3 protein-coding genes and 3 pseudogenes are annotated in these 5,048 nt (G+C 69.6%); 2 read left to right on the forward strand and 4 right to left on the reverse strand.

Going from position 1 to position 5,048, the window contains the following annotated elements; genetic code table 11:
• A pseudogene (locus ACFWJ4_RS40770) lies at nt 1-84 on the forward strand (transposase); the annotation flags it as partial.
• A gap of 116 nt (nt 85-200) precedes the next feature.
• On the opposite strand, the pseudogene ACFWJ4_RS40775 reads toward ACFWJ4_RS40770, so the two are convergent.
• The 4 genes and pseudogenes from ACFWJ4_RS40775 to ACFWJ4_RS40790 form a co-directional block, all read right to left on the reverse strand.
• A pseudogene (locus ACFWJ4_RS40775) lies at nt 201-1,241 on the reverse strand (tyrosine-type recombinase/integrase); the annotation flags it as partial.
• Nucleotides 1,242-1,428: 187 nt separating this feature from the next.
• The gene (locus tag ACFWJ4_RS40780; protein ID WP_380554313.1) at nt 1,429-2,298 is read right to left on the reverse strand and encodes a hypothetical protein; all 870 of its coding nucleotides are present in this window, start codon (nt 2,296-2,298) and stop codon (nt 1,429-1,431) included.
• Nucleotides 2,299-2,531: 233 nt separating this feature from the next.
• Nucleotides 2,532-2,747, reverse strand: a complete 216-nt coding sequence (locus tag ACFWJ4_RS40785) for a hypothetical protein (RefSeq protein WP_380554315.1) — start codon at nt 2,745-2,747, stop codon at nt 2,532-2,534.
• Nucleotides 2,748-2,943: 196 nt separating this feature from the next.
• Nucleotides 2,944-4,434, reverse strand: a pseudogene (locus tag ACFWJ4_RS40790) (ISL3 family transposase); the annotation flags it as partial.
• A gap of 429 nt (nt 4,435-4,863) precedes the next feature.
• Here ACFWJ4_RS40790 and ACFWJ4_RS40795 point away from each other — a divergent pair.
• The coding region (locus ACFWJ4_RS40795; RefSeq protein ID WP_380554310.1) for a hypothetical protein at nt 4,864-5,048 on the forward strand (185 nt) is incomplete at its 3' end.

The raw sequence follows: 5,048 nt of genomic DNA on the forward strand, positions 1-5,048 counted from the left end.
ATCCGCCGCTACATCATCTGGCGAAACAAGCACGCCACCGACGAGCGCCTACGCGACGTCGTCACCAGGGCGAACGTTGCCTGATGCGGCACTAGCTGTGAGGTGGCGCAGGTCGTGCAGGGCGATGGGGGGCGGCCTTGTCGCAGAGCAGGTGGAAGCGGTCGAGGACGTCTTTTGGGGTGCAGGGGGCGGCTGTGGCGGTGGAAGACGTAGCCGTCGGCGGGGGTGAGCTGGCCGAAGGCCTGTGAACCCGCCCGGTCTTCGAGGGTGTCGACGACGCGGTCGGACAGGGCGACCCACGTCCTGCTGGCTTTGGTCTTGGGGGCGGTGAGCAGGAGCTGGTTGTTGTCGACGACGGACAGGGTGGCGCGGACGAAGAGGGTGCGGTCGGTGAGGTGGACGTCGTCCCAGTGGAGGGCGAGTGCTTCGCCTTTGCGGATGCCGGTGCCGATCATGAGTTGGGTGAGGTCGGCGTAGAGGGGGTCGGTGACGTGGGTGAAGCGTAGAAAGCTGGCGGTCTGCTCCTCGGTCCACAGGCGTCTGGGGGCGGAGGCTGGGCGGGGGAGCAGCGGGGGTTTGGCCGGGTTGCGGGCGAGGCGGCCGTCGTGGAGGGTGCTGGAGAGGGTGGCCATGATCCGGTAGACGGTGACCTTGCCGCGGCCCCGGCGCGGTTGGGTGGTGACGAAGGCGTTCAGGTGTTGGCGGGTGAGGTCGATCAGGGGGATGTTGCCGAGGGCGGGGATCAGGTCCTGTTCGGTGTAGGTGCGGTAGCGGGCCGTGGTGGTGGGCTTGAGGCGCAGTTCCTTCTCGCTCAGCCGGTCCCTCAGGTAGTCGGCGGTGTGCTGTCGGGGGTCGGTGATGACGCACAGGGCCAGGCCCTCGTTGAAGCGCTGCAGCGCGATGCGGGCGTGGAGTTCGTCGGGGAAGCCGGCGCGGCGGTGGCCGTTGGCGGGCGGGTGTCGACGGCGAAGGCCCAGGTGCCTTGGTGCGGGTCGGCGGTGAGGCGGGGGCAGGTGGTGCCGAGCTGGTGGCGGTGGTCGTCGCGGCAGCCGCAGCGCCGGTAGACGCGTCCCCGGTCCCGGTCCTCTGAGGGGTTCGGCGAGCAGCGCATGGTGATCGCCTCGAAGAGTCGAGCGCGCGGGTCTTCTCCCCTTCCAGTGTGCGCCGATTCGGCGGCCGCTGTGCGACCGCCGGCCGTGAAATCCTTCGCTGACCTGGTGTTCTCCCTTGACCAGTGGCAAGGGAGCCCCGTCCTGTTCGTCGTCCCGGCCGTCTCCGTCACGTCCGTGTCGAGGCTGTCCTCGTCGTCGGGGTCGTCGTACTCGGTGTGGAGGAGCCAGCAGGCGCGGGATGCCGGCGAGCAGGTCTTCGAGGAGGTCGCGGACCGGTCGCTGGGGGCGGGGTGGCGGGTTGCCGTCGCGGCTCGGCTCAGAGGAGGCGTGTGAGGGGAAGCGCTGCGATGTCGGCGGCGGGGCGGGAGAGATACAGGTCGGTGTGGTAGTAGCCGTCCGCTTCCTTGCCTGCCGGGTGCAGGCCGTTGGCGGCCAGGGCGGCGAATGTCGCCTGTCGTTCGGCGTTGCCGATGAAGTGGCGCTGTCGGAAGGTGCGGTTGTGGAGCTTTTCGGTCACTAGGCCTGAGCGTGCCAGCAGGTCGGCGATCGGCTGGTAGGGCACAGTGCGCAGGACGAACGCCGCGACCCAGGGCGGGTTCGGTGTGCAGGCGAGGAGCTGGGTGAAGGTTCCGGTGTAGACGTAGCCGACACCGCCCGTGACGGTGATGAGGTCCGTTTCGGCCAGGGCGAGGCGCAGTGCCGGGCTCGGTTCGGTGACTTCGAGGTTCTCTGCGAAGGCGTGTTCGAGCAGGCCGGTCATGTGGGCGTATACGGTGGCTCGGGCTGCCGCGTCTATGCCTGTCACTCGTGCGGCTTCCGGTCGGCGGCGGTCTGTGAAGAAGGCCCGGTCATCGGCCGCGAGGTGCCGGGCCGACAGGGCGGCAAGGCGAGGGGAGGCGTACCGGGCGTACAGGTCGGCCAGGCGGACCCGGTGATTGAGGAGAGCGGCGTTGATGCCGTAGGAGCAGCAGAGGTCCACCACGGTCAGTGGCGTCCGTTCGGGGTGCAGCCGCCGCAGGGCGGTGGCCAGTGTGCGGAACACGGCCTGACCGTGGTGGGGAACCTGATAGTCGAATCGGTGGAGCGTGGCGAAGTAGTGGCGGGGGTCGGGGCAGTCATAGATGCCGCTGAAGTCTGCCTTGCCCCAGTCGGTGTACGCGGTGATGCCGCTCGATCCCGCTGCCATGGGTAGCCTCCTGACGTGGCCCGCCGTGGGAAGGACTGAACAGCCGCGGCTATGGGTCGGGCTCCGCGGTGGCCGGACGCTGTGACCTCCACTCTGGCCTCCCAGGCGGCCGGTGGCATCCCGGGGCCCCCGATTGCGCACATCTGCGGTTCGGGCGTCACCGGGTCTGTGGGTGTTCACCGGGGTGCAGGGTTGGCGGGGGCGGACTCGTTCCGGCTGACCGGCCGAGGTGGTCAGGATGACGGGGTCAGGCCGGTGGGGACCTGCCGCTCGTAGCGGCGGCCCTTGTTGGTCAGGAGCAGCCCGTTCTTGAACACGGTCAGACCCAGCTTGCTCGCCGCTCTGGCGGCCAGTGGCACGGTGTCGCCCGCCTTGCCGTAGCCGAAGTTGACTCTGGACCCGAGCTGGAGCGCGATCTTGGTGAAGTCCGTCGGGGGGGACGTTGACAAGGTCGGCGACTTGACCGGCCGCGCGGCGACCGGGCGCCGCACCCGGATGCGACCGGTCCGGCGCAGGCGCAGACCGGTGTTCTCGGGGTCGGTGTCCGGGCCGGCGTGTCGGGCGATGTCGTCGTCGATGTCTTCGAGGGACTATCAGGATTCCGGCTCTGTCCCGTAATCGGTGGTAACTGATTGTGATTAAGACGAGGAGGACGCGATGGCGGAGGAGGGCGAATCCGGCCCGGCCGTGCATCTGTCGCATGATCCTCTTGGTGTGGGTGTTGATGCCTTCGGTGCGGCCGTTGTGGTGGGGCAGGGTGAGGCCGGCGTCGACGGCGGCCCGGTCGAGTTCGAGGCCGCGGATGAAGGAGTGCAGGTGGGGAAGGTCGGCGGCGCGTGCGGCGGTGATCCATTCGGTGAGGCGGGCGTCATTGCCGGGGGCGGGGACAAGCAACTCGGCGAAGGAATGGATGAGCCGGGAGAGTTCCGTCATCTCGGGGCAGGCGACGGTGAGAACCTGAAGTAGGTCGGTGTCCTTGTCCCGTAGCCGGTCGGGGCGGGTGAGCATGAGGCGGGCGAGGTGGCGCGGGCTGGTCACCGGGCGGTCGCCTTCGGCGCGACCCTGGGTGATGTACCGGTATAGGAGGTTGAGGCTGCCGGTGTAGCCCAGCTCCTGGATCTCGCGGAAGAGGTGAAGCGCGGGGACGGCAGGGTCCTCGGCGCGGCGGGTGCGGAGATGGTCGCGGTAGGGGTCGACGAGCGTGGGCCTGTACTGTGGCGCCCGGCGAAGGCCCTCGGGCTCGGGCATAGCGCTTGACGGTGTTCAGGGCCAGGTCGAGGCGGCGGGCGCATTCCAGCAGGCCCACGCCCTTGCCGAGCAGGCCGTGGACCTGGCGCCATCGCTCGCGGGTGGTCACCGCGCGCACGCCTTCCGGGCGGGGCGGATTTGCGGTGGCCCAGCAGGCGGAGTGCGCCCGCACCTCCTTCAGGACGGCCTCGCACAGGTTGCGCCAGATGTGCCACCGGTCGCCGACCTGCGCCGCGTAGGGCAAAGCGCGGCGGACGGCCTCGCCATAGGCCCCGGAGCCGTCTCGGCACACCACCTCGACACCCGGGTGCTCGCACAGCCATGTCTCCAGGGCGTCGGCACCTCGTCCGGGCAGGACGTCGATCCGCTCACCGCTCTCGGCGTCGATCAGCACGGTCGCGTACCGGCAGCGACGACGCAGAGCGAAGTCGTCCACGCCCAGGACCCGGGGCACCCGCCGCGCGGGCAGCGGCACCCGCAAGAGCATCCGCAAGGCCGTGGACCGGGAGGCCGGTGCGCCGAGCACCTCCAGGAGCCGCGATGCGGCTCGGCCCGCTAACTCTTTGACCACGAAACCGAGTTGGCTTGTGAGGCGGTCGTGCGACGTTGGTAGCGTTCCAGCAGGCTGGGTACCTGCTCGCGGAACGTCTGCCGTCTGCAGCCCAGCACCGGGCAGGCCAGGCGGCGAACGCCTACCACCACGAGCACCCGCCGACCGTCCGCCGGCACGTCCGCCACCGCCCGATGGTGGAAGCCGTGAACCCGGCCCGTCGGTGCCCCGCAGACCGGGCAGGGCGCCGGACCGTCCTGGGTCCGGGCCACCACCCGGATCGCCTCGCCCTCGTCCAGCACGCCCTCGATCACCAGCGGCAACAGCCCGGAAAACACCGTGCCCATAAGCTCGTTGACACCTCGCATGACCTGTCAACGAAGCCCGTCACGCTTCGTTACCACCGATTACGGGACAGAGCCGAATTCATGACACTCCCCGACCGCCGGCCACTAACTGCGGATTCGGGTCTGAGGTCTTCCGCGTGGCCGGAAGGCTCCGGAGGGTGGGGGCCTGCCGGCAGGGCGCGGCCGACGACGCGGGGTCTGTGGTGTTCCACGGCTCGGCCGACTCTGCGGCACGGCCGGATACCGGGGGAGTGGTGCCTTTGGGGGAGCGGGCTGATGCCGTCGAGGGGACTCCGTTCGTGGATGCCTGGTGGGCTGTTCGGTTCTGGGCGGTTGCGGATGGTCGCGGCGGCTGGGCAGGTTGATTCCGTCAGTGATTCGCTGACGAACGAATCGATCGAGCAAAGGAATTCGGACACCATGAAGCACATAGGGGCCCGTAGGCGGCTGGCCGCCGTGGTGGTACTGCTGGCCATGGCGGGAACGCTCGCGCAGACCGGTACGGTGCAAGCGGCGACGCGAGCGGCGGGGCAGTGCGGCGGCAACGTCGCGGACTACACGTACCCGGCGCGGGCGTTCCAGTTCGATGGTGCGATCAGCAAGTG

Source organism: Kitasatospora sp. NPDC127067, assembly GCF_042724755.1.
GTDB lineage: Bacteria > Actinomycetota > Actinomycetes > Streptomycetales > Streptomycetaceae > Kitasatospora > Kitasatospora lactacystinica.

Coding starts and splice junctions, on each gene's coding strand:
- ACFWJ4_RS40780 (WP_380554313.1), bottom strand. CDS start 2,298: ATGGCAGCGGGATCGAGCGGCATCACCGCGTACACCGACTGGGGCAAG.